Annotated in this window: 12 protein-coding genes and 2 pseudogenes; 7 read left to right on the top strand and 7 right to left on the bottom strand. The window is 72.1% G+C overall.

Translation table 11 applies throughout. From position 1 onward, the window contains the following. Positions 1-72: 72 nt before the first annotated feature. The 5 genes from ACFQ87_RS22330 (at position 73) to ACFQ87_RS22310 (ending at position 5,414) form a co-directional block, all read left to right on the top strand. Positions 73-888, top strand: coding sequence for an ABC transporter ATP-binding protein (locus tag ACFQ87_RS22330; RefSeq protein WP_380612545.1), 816 nt, complete (start codon positions 73-75; stop codon positions 886-888). After that, complete coding sequence (locus ACFQ87_RS22325) at positions 885-1,901, top strand: ABC transporter ATP-binding protein (RefSeq protein WP_380612544.1); 1,017 nt, start codon at positions 885-887, stop codon at positions 1,899-1,901. The genes ACFQ87_RS22330 and ACFQ87_RS22325 overlap by 4 nt, the downstream gene beginning before the upstream one ends. Further along, on the top strand, positions 1,901-3,178 hold the full coding sequence (locus ACFQ87_RS22320; protein ID WP_380612563.1) for an alpha/beta fold hydrolase: 1,278 nt from the start codon (positions 1,901-1,903) through the stop codon (positions 3,176-3,178). The genes ACFQ87_RS22325 and ACFQ87_RS22320 overlap by 1 nt, the downstream gene beginning before the upstream one ends. Before the next feature lie 21 nt (positions 3,179-3,199). Continuing rightward, a complete protein-coding gene (locus tag ACFQ87_RS22315; protein WP_380612543.1) occupies positions 3,200-4,372 on the top strand; it encodes a M6 family metalloprotease domain-containing protein in 1,173 nt (390 codons plus the stop codon). 730 nt (positions 4,373-5,102) lie between these two features. After that, positions 5,103-5,414, top strand: a complete 312-nt coding sequence (locus ACFQ87_RS22310) for a hypothetical protein (protein ID WP_380612542.1) — start codon at positions 5,103-5,105, stop codon at positions 5,412-5,414. Positions 5,415-5,783: 369 nt separating this feature from the next. On the opposite strand, the pseudogene ACFQ87_RS22305 reads toward ACFQ87_RS22310, so the two are convergent. The 5 genes and pseudogenes from ACFQ87_RS22305 to ACFQ87_RS22285 all read right to left on the bottom strand — a co-directional run. Further along, a pseudogene (locus tag ACFQ87_RS22305) lies at positions 5,784-5,909 on the bottom strand (family 1 glycosylhydrolase); the annotation flags it as partial. A 23-nt stretch (positions 5,910-5,932) separates the two neighbouring features. After that, on the bottom strand, positions 5,933-7,159 hold the full coding sequence (locus ACFQ87_RS22300) for a TIGR02679 family protein (protein WP_380612541.1): 1,227 nt from the start codon (positions 7,157-7,159) through the stop codon (positions 5,933-5,935). Further along, complete coding sequence (locus ACFQ87_RS22295; RefSeq protein WP_380612540.1) at positions 7,156-11,250, bottom strand: TIGR02680 family protein; 4,095 nt, start codon at positions 11,248-11,250, stop codon at positions 7,156-7,158. The genes ACFQ87_RS22300 and ACFQ87_RS22295 overlap by 4 nt, the downstream gene beginning before the upstream one ends. 28 nt (positions 11,251-11,278) lie before the next feature. Then, a complete protein-coding gene (locus ACFQ87_RS22290; protein WP_380612539.1) occupies positions 11,279-12,481 on the bottom strand; it encodes a TIGR02678 family protein in 1,203 nt (400 codons plus the stop codon). After that, positions 12,478-14,013 carry a TIGR02677 family protein gene (locus tag ACFQ87_RS22285; RefSeq protein ID WP_380612538.1) on the bottom strand — a complete coding sequence of 512 codons (1,536 nt, stop codon included), beginning with the start codon at positions 14,011-14,013 and terminating at the stop codon, positions 12,478-12,480. Before ACFQ87_RS22285 ends, ACFQ87_RS22290 begins: the two co-directional genes overlap by 4 nt. 278 nt (positions 14,014-14,291) lie before the next feature. Here ACFQ87_RS22285 and ACFQ87_RS22280 point away from each other — a divergent pair, with 278 nt between their 5' ends. Then, a complete protein-coding gene (locus tag ACFQ87_RS22280) occupies positions 14,292-14,642 on the top strand; it encodes a GreA/GreB family elongation factor (protein ID WP_380612537.1) in 351 nt (116 codons plus the stop codon). Between the two features lie 277 nt (positions 14,643-14,919). Here the strand turns inward: ACFQ87_RS22280 and ACFQ87_RS22275 are convergent. Next, positions 14,920-15,030, bottom strand: a pseudogene (locus ACFQ87_RS22275) (family 1 glycosylhydrolase); the annotation flags it as partial. Between the two features lie 206 nt (positions 15,031-15,236). Here ACFQ87_RS22275 and ACFQ87_RS22270 point away from each other — a divergent pair. Further along, positions 15,237-15,602, top strand: a complete 366-nt coding sequence (locus tag ACFQ87_RS22270) for a hypothetical protein (RefSeq protein ID WP_380612536.1) — start codon at positions 15,237-15,239, stop codon at positions 15,600-15,602. 232 nt (positions 15,603-15,834) lie between these two features. Here ACFQ87_RS22270 and ACFQ87_RS22265 read toward each other — a convergent pair whose 3' ends face one another. Next, complete coding sequence (locus tag ACFQ87_RS22265; RefSeq protein WP_380612535.1) at positions 15,835-16,605, bottom strand: hypothetical protein; 771 nt, start codon at positions 16,603-16,605, stop codon at positions 15,835-15,837. Positions 16,606-17,116 lie beyond the last annotated feature (511 nt).

Here is a 17,116-nt window from a genome sequence, read left to right as displayed (position 1 = left end):
CGAAGGCTGGGGGAGAGTCATCGAAGGGTGCGCACGGGCGAATGCCCCTGCCGAGCGAAGCGAGGTGGGCGCATGACGCTGTTGACCGTACGGAATCTGGTAGTCGACTTCTCGTCAGGCGTCCGGGCGGTGGCCGGGCTCGACCTCGACCTCGCGGCCGGACAGGTCCTGGGCGTGGTCGGGGAGTCCGGCAGCGGCAAGTCCGTCACCAGCCTCGCCGTCCTCGGACTGCTGCCCCGCGATGCCCGCACCGGCGGCGAAATCCGCTTCGACGGACGTGAGTTGACCCAGCTCGACCAGCGCGCCCTGCGTCGCCTGCGTGGCAACCGGATCGCCATGGTCTTCCAGGACCCGCTCTCCTGCCTCAACCCGTACTACCCGGTGGCCTTCCAGATCGCCGAGGCCTACCGCGCGCACCACCGGGCCGGCCGGAAGGCGGCCCACCGGGTCGCCGTCCGGATGCTGGAGCGGGTCGGCATCCCCGAGGCCGAACGACGCGCCCGCTCCTACCCGCACGAGTTCTCCGGCGGGATGCGGCAGCGGGTGATGATCGCCATGGCACTGTGCCTGGAGCCGGACCTGCTCATCGCGGACGAGCCGACCACCGCGCTCGACGTCACCGTCCAGGCCCAGATCCTCGACCTGCTGCGCGAGCTGCGGCGGGAGACCGGTACCGCGATCATGCTGATCACCCACGACATGGGCGTGGTCGCCGGACTCGCCGACCAGGTCGTCGTGATGCGCGACGGCCGTGCGGTCGAGCGCGGCGCCGTCCGCGACGTCTTCCACCGCCCGCAGCAGCCGTACACCCGCGGCCTGCTCGCCTGCGTCCCCCGCATCGAGGGGCCGCTGCCGCACCGGCTGCCCACCCTTTCGGAGACGGCATGACCTCGCTTCTCGAAACCCCGCTCCTCGAAACCCGGGGCCTGGTCAAGCGCTTCCCGGTCCGCCACGGCCTCACCCGGCGCCTCGCCGGACACGTCACCGCCGTCGACGGCGTCTCCCTGCGCGTTTCGGCCGGCGAGACCCTCGGCCTGGTCGGCGAATCCGGCTGCGGCAAGTCCACCCTGGCCCGCCTGCTCACCCGGCTGGAACAACCGACCTCCGGCAGCATCCGGTTCGCCGGTCAGGACCTCGCCGAACTGGACGAACACGACCTGCGCCCGGTCCGCCGCGAGCTCCAGATGGTCTTCCAGGACCCCTTCTCCTCACTCAACCCCCGCCAGACCGTGCGCCGGATCCTCACCTCGCCCTTCGCCTACCAGGGGCTGGAGCCCGACGAGCCGGTGGAGCGACTCCTGGAGCGGGTCGGCCTCGGCCCCGAGCACGCCGACCGCCACCCGCACGAGTTCTCCGGCGGACAGGCCCAACGCATCGGCATCGCCAGGGCGTTGGCCCTGCGGCCGAAGCTGGTGGTGTGCGACGAGCCGGTCTCCGCCCTCGACGTCTCGGTGCAGGCCCAGATCCTCAACCTGCTCAAGGACCTCCAGGACGAGCACGGCCTCGCCTACCTGTTCATCGCCCACGACCTCGGCGCCGTCCGGCAGATCAGCACCCGGATCGCCGTCATGTACCTCGGCGCCGTCGTCGAGACCGCCGACCGCGACACCCTCTTCGGCACCCCCGCCCACCCGTACACCCGCGCCCTGCTCTCCGCCGTGCCGCTGCCCGATCCGGACGCCGAGCACGACCGCGAGAGGATCGTGCTCCACGGCGACCCACCCAGCCCCCTCAACCCGCCCGGCGGCTGCCGCTTCCGCACCCGCTGCCCCAGGGCGGCCGACCTCTGCGCCGGCGAGCGCCCCACCCTGCGGGCGATCGCGCCCGGCCACCAAGTCGCCTGCCACTTCGCCGAGCGGAGCGAGGGGACCAATCGATACAGCCCGGAGTTGTCACAGTGATCCTGACCACCCGCCGCCTGCCCGGGCTCGCGGTGACCGACCACCTCTTCACCGTCCCGCTCGACCACGCCGAACCCGGCGGCGCGACCATCGACGTCTTCGCCCGGGAGGTCGCCGACCCGGCCCGCGGCGACGAACAACTGCCGTGGCTGCTCTACCTCCAGGGCGGCCCGGGCGGCAAGTCACCCCGCCCGCTGAACGCCGGAGGCTGGCTCGACCGCGCCCTGAAGACCCACCGGGTCCTGCTGCTCGACCAGCGCGGCACCGGCCGTTCCACCCCCGTCACCGCCCGCTCCGCGGCCGCGTTCGGCTCGCCCCGGCAGCTGGCCGATCACCTCGCGCTGCACGGGGCCGCCTCGATCGTCGCCGACGCAGAACTGATTCGTCGTCAACTCTGTGGCGACGAACCATGGGAGACGCTCGGGCAGAGCTACGGCGGCTTCGCCACCCTCAGCTACCTGTCCTTCGCGCCCGAGGGCCTGCGCGCCTGCTACATCACCGGCGGCCTGCCCGGACTCGACGCCACCGCCGACGACGTGTACGCCGCCACCTACCCCCGGGTGCGGGACAAGGTGCTCGCCCACTACCTCCGCCACCCCGACGACCCGCACACGCTCCGACGGCTCGCCGACCGCCTCGACCACCGCGCGGTCCACCTCCCCGACGGCGACCGGCTCACCGTACGGCGGCTGCGCACCCTCGGCCTGATACTCGGCATGGGCGACGGCTCCTCCCGCCTGCACTGGCTGCTCGACGAGTCCCTCGACCCTGCCGGCGAGCCCACCACTGCCTTCCTCCACCAGGTCATGCAGCTGACCGCCTTCACCGACAACCCGCTCTTCGCCGTCCTCCAGGAGTCCATCTACGGCCGCCCGGGCGCCTGCACGGGCTGGGCCGCCCAGCGTGCCCTGGCCGCCCACCCAGCCTTCGCCGAGGACGCCGACCCGCTGCTGCTCACCGGCGAGATGATCTACCCCTGGATGTTCCGGGAGATCAGCGGCCTGCGCCCGTTCGCCGAGGCCGCCGACCTGCTCGCCGCACGGACCGACTGGGCCACGCTGTACGACCCGGCCCGACTCGCCGCCAACCGGGTACCGGTGGCCGCCGCCGTCTACCACGACGACATGTACGTGGACGCCGACCTGTCCCTGCGCACCGCGCGCTCGATAGGCGGGCTGCGGGCCTGGGTCACCAACGAGTGGGAGCACGACGGCGTGACCGCCTCGAACGGACGCGTCCTCGCCCGCCTCATGGACCTGGCCTCCGGCCGGGCGTGACCACACATCCGAAGGAGAGACGTGAAACCTCGCCCGCTCGTCGGCGCCCTGGCCCTGGCGCTGACCCTCCCCCTGGTCGCCGCCACCCCGGCCACCGCGTCCCCCTCCCCCTCCGCCGCAGCGTGCGCCCTGCCCGGCCGCACCGGGTGGACCGACGAGGGCCACGACACCGATCGCACGCAGTTCCTCCGACCGCTCGGCACCAAGCACGTGCTGATGCTCTTCGTCGACTTCCCCGACGCCCCCGCCGCCGGCGACCCGGATGACTACTACGACCGGCTCGCCCCCGCTGCGGACTGGATGCGGCAGGACTCGTACGGCCGGACCCGCCTGGACATCACCCCGCTCGGCCGGTGGCTCCACATGCCGCAGGACTCCGCCTCCTACGGCTTCCAGCGCGGCATCAGCTTCGAGCAGCACGAGGCCTACGTGCGCCAGGCCGTCGAGGCCGCCGGGCCGGACGTGGACTTCTCCCGGTACGACCTGCTCTACATCGTCCCCACGAAGTCCGCCTCCGCCATCAGTTTCTCGCCCACCTACCTCTACGACCCCACCGCCACCGGCATCGTGGCAGGCGGTACCCGGATCAAGTGGGCGGTCACCTTCGGGCAGGACATGTACCGCTGGGGCCCGAAGGTCGCCGACCACGAGACCTCGCACACCTTCGGCCTGCCCGACCTGTACGCCTTCCAGGGCGCCGACACCCACCGCTACGTGGGCGGCTGGGACCTGATGGGCCTCATCTCCGGCCCGTCGCCGCAGCATCTGGGCTGGGAGCGCTGGAAGTTCGGGTGGATCGACGACCACCAGGTCGCCTGCCTGGCGACCGCCGGCAGGCGCACGGTCCGCCTGCACGCGATCGAACGCCCCGGCGGCACCAAGATCGCGGTGATCCGCACCGGCGACACCACCGCCTACGTCGCCGAGTCCCGTCGCGCCGTCGGCGGCGACGAGTCCGCGTGCTCCACCGGCGTCCTCGTCTACCGGGTCGACACCGGCGCCCAGACCGGCCAGGGCCCGGTCCAGGTCGTCAACGGCAACCCCACCGCCGTACCACCGACCGGCTGCACCCCGCTCGACATGGCCGCCCACCGGCCCGGACAGCACTTCACCGACCCCGCAACCGGGGTCCGGATCGACGTCCTCCGCGACACCCCGATGTCCGACACCATCGCCGTCACCAAGTCGAGTTGACGGTCCACCGGCCCGCGCCGTGAACGACTCCGGAGGCCCCACCCCCGGACCACGGCGCACCCCGGCCCGGCCGGGGATGCCTCGCCCTGGCCGGGCTCCTCCCCCACTCCCCACAGGAGGCACACCCGTGCGATCTCCGAAAGCCCCCACCCTCCCGGCCCCCGACGCCCCGGCAGACGGCCCCACCGCCGCCTACAGCGCCCAACTCGCCCCCGCGGCCGCATCGCCGCCAGCCGCACCGAGCGCTCCGCCATGCCCGGAACGACCGCACACGCATGAGAGCGGAGTGGGAAGTCGGCCCGGCCGACTTCCCTCTCCCAGGGCGTAGCCCGGTCACAGCAGCGCTCGCGCAACTGACGCGGGACCAATGGGAGATCGAGGCCCTGCACCACGTCCGCGACACGACCTCCGCCGAGGACGCTCCCCAAGCCTTCGGCCGGGACGTACCCCCACCCACCTGCGGACCGGGTACGCTCCCCGCCCCATGGCGACCTGGCGCAACCTCGCTGTTGGAGCCCTGCGGCTGAGCAGCGCCAGGAACATTGCGGCCGTCCTGCGCCGCAACGTGCGCGACGCACGCCGGCCCCTCACACTCCTCGGCCTTGCGTGATCACAAAGCGGTCGCCAAGCGACTACGCCGAAGCTCTGGGCCGAACCCGGTGACACGCGTGTGCCGTACAGGGAGACTGGCGACAGACGCATACGAGCAGTCGAAGGTGAAGGGCAAAGAGTGGCACTGGCGAAGAAGGGTTCCCGCCGCATTGTCGTCGACGGCGTCGAGTACCGCTGGCGAGTGAGCAGGAAACACTGGTGCTGCGACTACGACGTCAGCACCTTGGGTTACATGGTGGAGGACGCGACCTGTCCCGGAACGACGCTCGTCGTGGAGACCGGTCGGCCGGCCGTTCTCGAACCGAAAATGGTGCCAGCTGAGGTCGTCCTGCCGCGCGAAGTCGCCGCAGGCATTCGGGCCGCGCGGTCGAACGGCTGGACGCCCAGCTCCAACGGCTCGCCGTTCAAGCTGCACCTTTCCGCTGTCTGACTGGGCCGGACCGCGGGAGGCGCGCCTGCGCGGGCGGGCAACCGGTCTCCCGCGGGGTCCTCACGCAGCGGGGCCTGGCCACGTGCTACGACGAGACGCCCGACAGCTGCACGGCGGGGCTCCAGCCGCACGGATCGCGTGGGTCCGGTCCCTGGGCCGGCCGCTCCAGCAGGACGGGCACCTACCCGGGAGCGGTGTCGAACTGCTCGCGTAGCTGGTCAAGGGCAGGCGGGATCGGGGACCATCGCCTGGCTTCCGAAGCGGAGCGTTCCCGCATGTCCGGGGCGCAGCTGCTGCAGGCCGCGCCGTCCGGATGGCCTTCTCGACTGTTGTCAAGCGGCCATACATTCCGCAGCGACTGGAGGCCAACTACCTTGGGCGATAGGCCCGGTGGGTAGCGATCAGGTCGCGGTACCAGGCGTACGAGGCCCTCGGGGTACGGCGCTGCGTCGCGAAGTCGACGTGGACGAGACCGAATCTTTGCTTGAACCCTTCGGTCCGTCGAACAGGCTGTCATTTTATTCGTGTCGGTGGTCTGCCAAGTCGTCGAGGAGGAGGTCGGCGACCACCTCCTCCACCACTGTGGTGCGCAGTTCGGCCATGGAGTCGACGAGCGCCCGGTCCCATGGGGCGGGCGTGAGGCGACCCGGGTCGGGGCCCGAGGGAACCCGGGGCGCGACGGCGCGATAGTCGGCGGCTGCCATCCGCCAGGGGACGGCTCCGGTCTTGGCGAGGACGTGGGCCGCGATGCGGATGCCCTCGCCGTCGAAGTCTCCGTGGTAGCGCAGGGAGGCGCCGTCGTCGGCGAGTCGACGCAGCAGGTGGATCACGGCGGTGTTGGGCCAGCCGGAGGTGCAGACCAGTGGCGGACAGTGGTGACCGAAGCGGCGCAGGGACAGGGCGAGCACGCTGGGGTTCTCGGTGATGTGCACCGGCCCCGCAGGGCCAGTGCAGTCGCCGGGCGTGCGGAGTTGGGCGAGGGTGAGGCTGACGGGATGACCGGCGTCGGCGCAGATGCGGGAGACCCGCGCGACCGGGCCGTCGCCGTCGAAGCGCAGACCGACGGCGAGCACGGTGGCGGAGAGCTGATCGTCGGCCACGCCGGCCCGGCTCCAGAGCACTCGCCGGGTCTCGGCGCTGTCCGGCAGGTCGGTGCCGTACAGCACCGCCAGGGCGCGCAGGACGAGGCCGGACAGCCGGCTCCCGTCGTCGAGGGCGTGCGAGTCGCCGTCGAGGAGGCGGGCGGCGAGGACCGGTAGTGGCTCGCCGTCGGCAGGGAGTGCGGCGAGGACGGTCAGCGCGGCGGTCAGCAGGGCCCGGGTCCGGTCGGGTGAGCCGTCGATGAGGCCGTTGGTCCGCAGGTGGCCGACCCATTCCAGGAGAGCGGGCTGGGCAGTGACCACGTCGTGGCCGGCCAACCACTCCCACAGGGCCTCGCGTTGGCCGGCCTTGCGTTCGCGCTCGGCGGCCCGGTCGTGGATCGGGCCGAGGATCGCGGTCACCATGTCCCGTACGGGCAGGCCGCAGGCGTCCAGCACGGCACCATCGAGTCCGGCGAGGGAAATCGTCGGTTCGGTACCGGGAAGCCGGTCGAGTCCGAGCAGGTCGGCCAATGCCTCCCGGCCTGCGTCGTCGAGCGGTCCGGATCGCACCCGGCTGACGGGGCGGCCGGTCGAGAGACGGTTGTGGACGGCCGACCAGAGAGGTCGAAGTTCAGGGAGGTCAAGAGGGTGGCGGTCCGTCATGCCGGTTCCTCCGCGTCGGCCTCGTCGGGTAGCAGGTCGGTGCCCGTCCAGGTGAAGCGGGCGCTGGTGACGGCATCGTCGCCGTCACCGCCGGTGATCAGCTGGTGGACGGCGATACCGGAGAGCTCCTGGTAGGTGCACCACTCGTGGTCGGAGGTGAGCACCAGGTCGAGGTCGAGCGCCGCGAGGAGGCCGAAGACCTGCCCGCGGTTGACGGTGTCGACGCCGACGAAGACCTCGTCGAGCAGGATCAGTCGCGGTGACTCCGGCACCGCCTCGTAGTGGGCCGCCACGGCAGCGAAGAGCGGCAGGTGGAGGGCGATGGCCTTCTCGCCGCCCGAGAGCGCGCCGTGGAGCTTCTTGGTGAGCAGTTGCCACCCGGAGCCGTTGGCGCGGTCCAGCTTGACGACGAACTGGTGCCAGGCCGTGTAGTCGAGGACGTCGGCAAGCTGCTCCTCCCATGTGGACGCCGTGTTACGGGACTTGGCCTCCTCGATGCGGCCCCGGAAGAAGGCGTGCAGGGCCTCGCGGTCGGCTTCGGTGATCCGGGCCGGGTCCTTGAGCAACAGTTCGCGGGCCGCCCGGGTGCCGGCGGGCAGGTCGGGGTGGATCTGCCACACCAGACGGACGGCCACCCGTGAGGCGGTGCGGACCCGTTCGAGGTGGCCGTTCATCCGCTCGACGAGTTCCCCGGCCTGACGGATGCGGGAGGCGAGGTGGCGACGGGTGTCGCCGGTGAGGGTCCGGTCGAAGAGACCGCGTTCGGCGGCGGTGATGTCGTCCTGGCTGCGGTCCCGGTCGCCGGTGAGGAGGGAGAGGAGGCCGGTCGCTCCGACCCGGATGCCGTCGATGGTGGCGGTGAGGACGTGGATGTCCTCTTCGGCTTCGAGTTCGAGGTCGGCACGACTGCTGAGACTCTGGCGGGCACGGTGGACGGCCTCGGAGAGGCGGTTGAGGGAGTCGCCGAGGTTCCTGGCGCCGTGCGGCAGGTTGGGCCACGTGGCGGCGGTCTCGCGCGCCGCTTCGAGGGTGGCACGCGTGCCGTCCAGGGCGGTGAGGGTGAGACCGAGGCCCGCGTCGTCGGGGAATCCGAGGACGCAGAGGCGGCGGAAGCCGTGGGCGGCCTCGTTGCGGGCCGCCACGGCGTCGTCGCGTCGGGCCGCGTCCTGGGCCATGGTGGCGCTCAGCGAGCCGATCCGGCCTTCGAGAGCGATGAGTGCCCGGGTGCCGGCTTCGATCTCATGGCGGGTCCGGTCGAGCGACGTGCGGAGGTCGCTGATCCGGGTGGCCACTTGACGGTAGTCCTCGCCAACGGTGCTCTCGGCGGCCTGGAGTGTGGCTCGGAGCGCCCGGGCGGCGGCCTCGGCGGCCTCGGCTTCGGTCAGGCTCTCGGCCGCTGCGCCCCGGGACGCCTCGGCATGGCTGCGGGCGGTGTCCCAGGCATGCCGGGCGGCCCACCAGGCGAAGTGGGAGTCGAGCCAGACGTCGGCCAGTTCGCGCAGCGCGTCGACTGCCGTGGCGGTCGCGTCCAGGGCGGCACGCTCGGTCGGCAGGGCGTGCTCGGCCGACGCGACGGCGAGTGCACGCAGCGCGGCCGCGACCGCGTCCTCCTGCCGCGCGAGTTGTTCGACGGCCTCGCGAACGGCGTCCTCGCGAGCGCCCACCTCGGACTCGGACCGCTCCCAGGCGCGCTTGGCCTGGTCCACCTCCCGGTGGTGTGGCCGGGAGCGCAGGTCGGCACCGAGGCGCGTCCGGCGGTCGGCGAGGGTGCGCAGCTGCGCCTCGAAACCGTGGACGGTGGTCTCGGCCTCGGCCAGTTCGGCGGTGAGGTCGGCGACGCGCCGCTGCCTGGCGCGTTCCCGGGCCGCGGCTCCGATGTGGCTGGATTCCTCCTTGGTCCAGGAGCCGACCGCCGTCGCCAGCCGCCAGCTTCCGTCGGCCGCCACTGCGGCCGGGTGACCCGCCGGGAGTGCGGGGAGCGTGGGGCCGTAGGCGATGCCGGCGAGCAGCCGCCGTACCTGACCGGCCGGCACCGGGCCGTCGGGTTCGGGAGCCAGGACGTCGAGCAGCGAGAGGCCCGGCGCCGGCACGGCCGACGCCGGGTCCACCAGGGTGTCGTGGCCCGCGACGGCGATGCCGCCGTCGGGGGTCATCCAGGCGTCCAGCAGGCCGGCCGCTTCCAGGGCCGCCTCGATGCCTGCTTGGTCGGCGGGCGGCACTTCCGGCCGGAACGCCAGCAGGCGCCACAGCGGTGCGCCCGGCAGTGCCGACCGGTCGGCGGTGCGGGTGCGAGGCGGCACCGGCGGCAGATCGGCCGCGGCCGCAGTGCGTTCCAGCTCCTCGGCGAAGCGGTCGCGCCGGGCGCGGGCGACGTCCCGGTCGGCCCGAGCGGTGGTCTCCTCGGCGGTGATGGCGCTCTCCGCCGCGCGGGCGGCGGCCTCGACCAGCACGAGGACGTCGGTCTCGACGGCGGCGCGGGAGGCGAGCTCCTCGGCGTCGTCGACGTGCAACTCGGTGCAGTCCGCCGTCGCCCACCGGCGCAGCAGGTCGGCGTGCGCGTCGACGGCGGACTCGTAGGCGCGGGCGTTCCCGTCGCGCCGCGCGGTCGCCTCGGCCAGGCGCTCGCGCGCCGTGTCGAGGTGGTGCTCCGCTGTCGTCCGGTCCGCGACGGACCGCTCGTGGTGTTCGACGGCGGCGCGGACCCGGGTGATCTGGCCGTGCCGCGAGGCGACCGCGCCACGCAGCAGGCGGCGTGCCGTGCGCCCTTGCTCCCTCGTGTCCCCGGACGTGCCGGGTGGGGTGTCGAGTACCGTCTGCACCTCGGTGCAGAGGGACTCCATGGCTGCTCGCCGCGCCGCGCCCCGGGTGTCCTCCCGGGCGGCGCGGGTGTGCTCGGTCCACTGCTCGGAGCGCAGCCGCGCGTCGTCGGCGCGCTCGGCGTCCTCGTCGGCCGTGTGGGCCTTCCGGTCGGCGGCGGCGCGGAGACGGTCGGCCGTCCCGGCGGCCTGGTCGGCCCTGCGGCGGAGCTGGTCGAGTTCCAGACCCTGCCGGTAGACCTCGGAGTCGAGCAGCCCCTCGATGGCGCCGTCGATCTCCTGTCGCCGGTGTTCGAGCTCCTCCTTCGCCTCCCTGCTCTCGTCGCGTCGGCGCAGGGCTTCGGCGTGCTCCTCCTCGCTCTCCCGGGCGATGCGGGTGAGGTTGTCCATCTCGGTCGTCGCCGAGATGAGCGCCGCTGCCCCGGCGCGCAGGACGCGCTGGGCATAGCCGCGTTGCTGGTTCGCGACGGCGGTGGCCGCGGCCACTTCGTCGTCCAGGGTCTTCAGGTGCTCGCGCTGGCGGTCGAGGCGTTCGAAGCCCTCGGCCAGTTCGGTGATCTCGCCCTGGCCGAGCGGTGGCAGGGCCCGGGAGAGCAGGGAGGACAGCAGCGACGGATCCAGGCGCTCGGACAGCTTGGGGGTGCGGAGCTGGAGCAGGGCGGTGATCAGGGCGTCGTAGCGTTGCTCGTTCAGCCCGGGGAAGAGCGTGCTGCGGACCGTGGTGCGGTAGTCGGTCGGTGATCCGTGCAGCTCGCCCCGGCCTTGCAGGGCTTCGGCGAGGGCTGTGCGGGTGAGCGGCTGGCCCACGTCGTTGACCAGGGCGAGGCCCCCGGGGCGGTCGATCCGTGCGCCGGTGGTGAAGTAGTCGGCGGTGACGTTGGTGGTGTGCACGCTGGCCTGGAGTCTGGCGCCGCAGGTGAAGCGGACGGGATCGCCGTCGTCGCGGACGAACTCCAGCCACACGTACCCGACGCGGGTCTTGCCCGAGGTGCCCTCGCCCATCAGGTTCCAGTGCATGGTGCGCTCGGAGCCGCCGAAGGTCGACAACCGGTTGGGGCGCAGGCTGGCGTCGAGCAGGAACGGCAGCAGCACCTCCAGCGCCTTGGACTTGCCGGTGCCGTTCTGCCCCCGCAGGAGCAGTCGGCCCTCGTGGAAGGTGAAGGTCTCGTCGTAGTAGCGCCAGACATTGAGGATGCCCGCCCTGGCGGGCTGCCAGCGCGCCCCTGCCGCCGTCGCCCGGGAGGCGCGGGACTGCGGAAGTTCCGTCACGGTCATCTGAGTTGTTCCCTGGTCAGGTTGCGGGTCAGTCGGCAACGGTGGTCCGGTACCGGAACGCCGCGGGGCGGGGGACGGTACGGTCACCGATCCGCCGGGCCAGGCCGAAGTCGGTCAGGACGCGAACCGCGTCGGCCGTCAGACGCTGGGCTCCGTCCTCCGACTGGTAGCTCTTCGCCCACTGCGGGAAGCGCCGCAGGAGTTCGTTCGCCTCGGCCGTGAGCTGTTCCGGTGTCAGCCCGCCCGGGGCGGCCGTCAGCGGTTCCAGCAGGAGCAGGGCGGCCACCCGGGCCGTCGCGGAATCGTCCGGGAAGCGACCGTCGGTGGCGATCCCGTCCGCGTCGACGAGCAGCAGTCCGTCGGCCCGTTCCTCCAGGACGAAACCGGCCTGCTCGGCGGCGCGCCGGACGATCTGGCGGCCGGTCGGCGAGGTGAGGTAGGCCAGTTCGTCGGCGGAGAGCTCGTCGTGGTGGAGGACGGGATCGTCGAGGAGCCGGCGCAACAGCGAGTGCCGCAGGCGGAGGTTGCGTTGTGCGTCGGAGGCGTCGGCACCGCCGTACCGGCTCTCGCGCACGGTGCCGCGCAGGAGTTCCTCGTACCGCAGCGGTACCTCCTCCGCCGGTACGGCCAGCCGGGACGGCCCGACGGGCGCGGCGAGCAGCCGCATCAGCACGGTGGCGTCCACGCGGTAGAGCACCTTGGCCTGCGCCGAGTCGGCGAAGCTCTCGGTGACACCGTCCACGATGAGGAGCGCACCGTAGGACTCCAGCAGCTTGAGGACGTCCACGAAAGCCATCCGCTCGGGCCTGCTCGCCGTGTCGAAGGGCAGCAGCGCCTCGTCGGTGGCACAGGCTTGGACGACACGATCGGCGAGCAGGCCGACCGTCGTCACCGGGACCGGGAGCAGCTCGGCGGCGACGACGCACAGCAGGATGTAGCGGCGGCGGTCGAACGGCGCCCTGCCGGACCGCAGCCGTCGGGCGGGGCGCGAGCCGTCCGGGACGGCCCGGATCTTGAACAACCGCGCGTACCCCAGGCGCGGCTCCACCACCAGCTGCCAGCCGCAGTGGTAGTCGAACCACTTCGTCAACGGGTCTTGGCGGCGGCGGATCAGCTCGAAGGCCGGCGGGTCGCCGCGCTCGGTGATCAGCGGCCGACCGAGCAGCAGTCTGATGCCCCGGGCGACGTCCTGCCGCTCGGCGAGGACCAGTTGGTTCGCGAGGGTGCTCATCCCTTCTCCCGTCCGGCGGGCTGCCGCGCGCTGCCCGGGCTGCGGATCTCCACCAGGTAGTCAGGCCCCTCCAGCCTCCCCCGAGGCGTCCGCAGGACGGCTCGTCCGCCACCGGGCAACGGCCGGAGGACGACCTCGACGCGGCCGTCCGAGGTAACCGCCCGACGCGCACCGCTGCCGTCCGGCCGGACGACCAGCGCCCGGCCGAGGAGGTCGAGCAGTCGCTCGAAGACGGCGTGGTCCAGCGTGCCGAAGCCGGAGAGCCGTACCGGGCCGTCGGTGCCCAGGACGTCCCAGGCCGCTTCGAGTTCGGCTCGCTCCTTCCGGGCCCGCTCGGCCCGGGCCGCCTTGATCCCTCCGATGTCGCGCACCTTGCCGGTGCGCGTGAACCGCTCGGTGCGGCCGCTGGTGCGCAGCAAGGCCGAGACCTCCACCGGCGGGGCCTGCGCCCACGTCCCCGATGACGGCACCAACTCCTGGTCCGGGTGGGCGAGATGAGCGTGGCGGGCCGACCCGAGCCCGAAGGCGGCCGACCACAGGCGATGCATGTCGTCCTCGCCTGGCGCCGCGGCGAACCAGCGGGCCAGTTCCCGGAAGTCCTGCACCGCGCTGGACGAGCGGCGCCGTGACTCGGTGATCCGGTCGAGGACCTGGAGGAGCGTCACGATCGCGCGACGCGCGACGTCGTGCAGCTGTTCCACCCGGGGTCGTGACCCGTCCGCCGGCCGGAACCAGGCCCGAAGGCCCTCCCAGCGCGCCCGGCGCCGCTCCAGCCAGGCCGGCGCGGGATCGCCGCCGGCGACCGGCGGCAGCTCGGCGCCCCGCAGTGCCCGCTCGTGCAGCAGGCTGAGCCCGCGCTGCTGGACCCGCTCCACCGCGGTGGCCACCGTCTGACCTCGCTGGTCGAGGTTGACGAGGAACTCCTGGAGGTAGGCCACCGTCGCAGCCTTCACCTCGCGGAAGGTCGCCAGGTCCGCACCTTCGGCGCGCAGCAGGCGCTGCAACTCGCCGTTGAACGCCTTGGTGTTGGCCAGCAGCGCTTCCAGGTGTCCCTCCAGCTCCTGCAGCGTGGTGAACACCCGGCGGTCCGAGGACGCGGAGTCCCCCAGCAGGACGTACAGCTCGTCGAGCCGGTCCGCGATCGCCTCCAGCACCGCGGTCTGGAGTGCCCCCGTCGAGGCGAGCACGGACAGGGCGTGCTCGACCCCTGCGAACGCGGCCTCGCCGCGCCGGGTCAGCGAGTACTGGAGGTTGCGGCGCTCGTACTCCTCAGCGGTGCGGTAGTTCTCCGCGTGGTTCTGGACGACGTCCAGCAGCTGCCACTCCCTGAGCTTTCGCAGTGCCTCCTGGAGATCGTCGTCGTGCACCGCGTCCAGCCAGCCGACCGTCCGCAGACGGGTGCGGACTTCGTCCAGCCCGAGCGCGGTCTCCAACCGTTCGTTGGCCGCGCCGAAGGCCTGGAGGATCGCACCGTAGAGTTCGGCCTTGTCCCCCGTCGTGAACCGGAACATCTCCGGCGGCACCCTGCGCAACTGCTGCCCTCCCTCTCCGTCGGGCACCACAGTACGCGGACGCACTGACGTGCCGAATGCCCTTCCTGCGTCTCCGCGGACCGACCACGTGGTCGAGGTCCTTCGCCCCGGCCGCGTGATCCGGCCCTCGAAAGGCTCCTCAATGCAGCCTGCTCCGGTGTTCGGGGCGCTCCAGGTGCGTCATGACCGCCTGGTGAGCGCGCCAACCGTCCGGGAACCTGGGCGGGACGTCAAGGTGGATCGGGCTGCTGCCAGGGTGCCGGTCGAGGAGGTCGGTGATGCCGGCGCGCAGGCCGCGCACCCGAGCAGATCAGGTCCGGCGTGAGCGGGACCGTCACGCCGACCTGGAAGCTCGTGCTGCCGTCCTCAAGGCCTACCTCACCGGCGACCGTACCTCTCCGGCCGACGTCGTCAGTCCCGGCCGCGCGGTGACCCGTTCTTTCGACGACGAGGACGAGGAGCAGGAGTTCGAAATCACGTCGGGTGAGCCCTTCGACGAAGGAACCACCCAACTCAGCCCCTTCACCGCCCTGGGCAAGGCCCTCGCCGGCCGCTCCACCGGAATCACCGTCACTTGCGGCGAGAACGGACGACGGCTGGCCGTCCACATCCGCGACATCCGCGCATGAGTACCGAGCGGGCGGCGGCCTTCCGCCGCCCGCTCGGTTCCCCCGTCTGTAGTTGGCCCGAGGCGCCCGTCGGTCACACCGCCCAGGTACACCTGATAGGCAGGCCGTTCGCTTCATATCTCCGACACGCAACCGTGTTGGTGGTAGCACTCGGGCCCGTCGAACAGGCGGTCTTCGTAGCGAGGCTTCGACTCGGAGACCTCGATGTGACCCAAATAGACGATGTGGCACATGCGTTGAGAATCCCCCTAGCCCCCGCCCACTTCGCGAACCGCTTCCGATGGGCAGCGATCAGGTCGCGGTACCAGGCGTACGAGGTCTTCGGGGTGCGGCGCTGCGTCGCGAAGTCGACGTGGACCAGGCCGAAGCGCTGGCTGAATCCCTCAGCCCGTCGAACAGGCTGTCATTCTGCCCAGAACCCCGTTCTCCATCCGAAATCATCATGCCTGTCAGGAGAGTTGGGGAGGACCGACGCCCGGCGCCGTGCCTGGCAGGTCGCCGGGCTCCTGATCTTGCCGGACACCCTTTCCTTCCATGGCACCCCGACTACGCTTACCCCGGTCACGACCAAGATCGGACGAGGGGGTACCACGCATGCCGTACGAGATCGGCGCGAAGGTGAAGCTGACCAGGGACGTGCAGGTCACCGCAGACGGCACGGCGGCCGGGACAGGCTTCCCCGGTCCGCTGTTCCTGGCCGGGGGCTTGGCGGGCATCGTCACGGGCTCGGCGACGGAAGCCGGCGGCGCGTCCCAGAGCATGCTCGCGAGCTTCGAGCAGCAAGTCCGCGGCGTCCGGCTCGACGGCTTCGCGGCCGGCTTGGTCGAGGACCTCCGTCAGCGGGTCATCGGGCTGGGAGCGGTGGACGCCGGAGTCGGCGCTCAGATCAGATACAGGGTGCGCTTCGAGAACGGGTTCGTTCTCGGCGGTCTCGAAGAAGGCTGGCTGACCGGAGCCTGAGTATCTGCCACCATGCCACCGCCGGCCGGTGGGGCGTCGCGGTCTCCGCCGCTGGTCCTCACCGATCTCGGCGAAACCAGACTCGAATTCCCACGGCGAGTGCAGTGTGTCCGCGGTCGTGATTGCAGGGGTGGGCCGCGGGAGGCGCGCGCGAGCAGGGGGCAGGCGCGCGAAATGGCGGAGGGAAGCGGGCGAGGAAGCCGCACCGGCCACCTCGCCGGCGCGGCCCTCCTCAGGCCGGGTAGGTGATCGAGCCCAGCGGCGGGCAGGGAATGAGCATGGTGCCGGCGCCGGGGCGTTCGACGAAGGCCCGGGCCTCGGCGGCCTGTCGGCGCCGGGTTTCCAGCTCGTCGGCGTGCCAGGCGTCACGCATGGCACGGGGGTAGTCCCACGAGTCGTCGATGAGACTGAGGCTGGTGTTGCCGGAGCTGCGCTGGAACTCCGCCTTCACGGCGCCCTGTTGGAGCGCGGTCTGGGCCGCGGCGAGATCGATGCGGGTGATCAGGACGCCGAGGGTGTTCGGTTCGCGGGTCGGCATGGGGGCCTGCGGGAGCAGCGACACCCCGGTGTCGAGGCGGCCGATGTTGTCGACGCTCGCGTCTTGGGCCTCCCTCACCATGATCTGCATCTCCCGGTGCAGCCAGAAGAACTCGTCGAGGTCGGCCTGGGTGATGCGCATCCGCTCGTACAGCGCCCGGAAGCGGGGGTCTTGGTGCAGCGGGATCATGAGAGCCATGTGGAGCGCCACGCAGTCGTTGAAGCCCCCTGACACCGCGGCCTCAAGGTGGAGGATGGCCGGTTCCGCCTGCCCCTGCGCGCACGCCAGCCCACCGAGGCTCGCGTGACCCGAAGCGGCGATCCACGCACCGTCGGGGCCGAGCGCCGCGGCACGCGCGACGAGATCGTGGAGGCCCCTGGTCCCCGCCACGGCGGGTCCCTTGGTCAGGAACTCCACCAGCACTTCGTGAAGACGGGTGGCCAGTGAGCTGACGGTGTCGACCATGGATCTCCTCGGGCCTCGGTGGTGAAGAGCTGTAGGGGCGTCGAGTCTGCGGCAACCCCTTGGAGATGACGGGCGGACGGGGTGAACGGTTCCTGCTCGTGCCCGGCCGTGATCACGAGTGACGTCGGCTTCTGGGCCTGCTCGACCGCCGGGTGGCTCTTGGTGGTCAGCCCACCTGGGAAGCGTCCGAGCCCGTGGTCGTCGGGTTCGGTGAGAACACCGCCGGGTGGCTCGACCTGCAGATCCACATTTACGCTTCTCCCCCGCACCAGCCCACTCTGCGGCCTCGGCTCGGATGAAAGGGCCGGACGGACCTGATGGGGGTGGCCGTTTGGCGCGGCCGAAGTCTCCACCTACTGTCGTGCCACGTCGGCGGCTGGCGACCATGCCGGTTCCAGTCAGGAGTACCAATCTGCCGCCCGACCGTGGACCGAGCCGACTCGGCCCCGGCCACGGCGCCGGGGCGCGAAGCGGGTGCGGCGGTGGGGGCGGACCCGGCCGGGTCCGCCCC

Source organism: Kitasatospora sp. NPDC056531 (genome assembly GCF_042794375.1).
In the GTDB taxonomy this organism is placed as follows: Bacteria; Actinomycetota; Actinomycetes; order Streptomycetales; family Streptomycetaceae; genus Kitasatospora.
This window is presented reverse-complemented; position numbering and strand designations above follow the sequence as displayed.

Bases quoted from the DNA above. Each gene is read 5' to 3' on its own strand.
- ACFQ87_RS22300 (WP_380612541.1), bottom strand. From the start codon at position 7,159: ATGACGGACCGCCACCCTCTTGACCTCCCTGAACTTCGACCTCTCTGG.
- ACFQ87_RS22325 (WP_380612544.1), top strand. From the start codon at position 885: ATGACCTCGCTTCTCGAAACCCCGCTCCTCGAAACCCGGGGCCTGGTC.
- ACFQ87_RS22290 (WP_380612539.1), bottom strand. From the start codon at position 12,481: ATGAGCACCCTCGCGAACCAACTGGTCCTCGCCGAGCGGCAGGACGTC.
- ACFQ87_RS22280 (WP_380612537.1), top strand. From the start codon at position 14,292: ATGCCGGCGCGCAGGCCGCGCACCCGAGCAGATCAGGTCCGGCGTGAG.
- ACFQ87_RS22295 (WP_380612540.1), bottom strand. From the start codon at position 11,250: ATGACCGTGACGGAACTTCCGCAGTCCCGCGCCTCCCGGGCGACGGCG.
- ACFQ87_RS22265 (WP_380612535.1), bottom strand. From the start codon at position 16,605: ATGGTCGACACCGTCAGCTCACTGGCCACCCGTCTTCACGAAGTGCTG.
- ACFQ87_RS22330 (WP_380612545.1), top strand. From the start codon at position 73: ATGACGCTGTTGACCGTACGGAATCTGGTAGTCGACTTCTCGTCAGGC.
- ACFQ87_RS22270 (WP_380612536.1), top strand. From the start codon at position 15,237: ATGCCGTACGAGATCGGCGCGAAGGTGAAGCTGACCAGGGACGTGCAG.